The 406-nt window shown below is 36.7% G+C and carries 1 protein-coding gene; it reads right to left on the reverse strand.

The window, feature by feature from the left end; genetic code table 11:
• A partial coding sequence (locus tag K5S59_RS30070) for an arsenic resistance protein (RefSeq protein WP_369009905.1) occupies positions 1-406 on the reverse strand: 406 nt, incomplete at both ends.

Here is a 406-nt window from a genome sequence, read left to right on the forward strand (position 1 = left end):
TGGTATAAGGACTTTTTCATACCACTCTCGGCCTTTTGTTTTTACAAAGATAAAACGTGTTAACATTCCTGCAATAAACGGAATTCCTAAGTAAATAAAGACTGATTTTGCAACCTCAGCCATTGTTATATCTACAACAGCTCCTTCAATACCTAGCCATTCTGGAATGACTGTTACAAACACATAAGCGTATACTGAGAAAAATAACATTTGGAATACAGAGTTAAAAGCAACTAATCCTGCCGCATACTCCGTATCACCTTTTGCTAAGTCATTCCAAACAATAACCATCGCAATACAACGAGCTAAACCTATCATAATTAAGCCCACCATATACTCTGGCTTATCCGGTAAGAATATAACAGCCAAAGCAAACATCAGAACAGGACCAATAATCCAGTTTTGT

The organism is Bacillus sp. BML-BC051, assembly GCF_019656175.1.
Classification (GTDB): domain Bacteria; phylum Bacillota; class Bacilli; order Bacillales; family Bacillaceae_G; genus Bacillus_A; species Bacillus_A mobilis.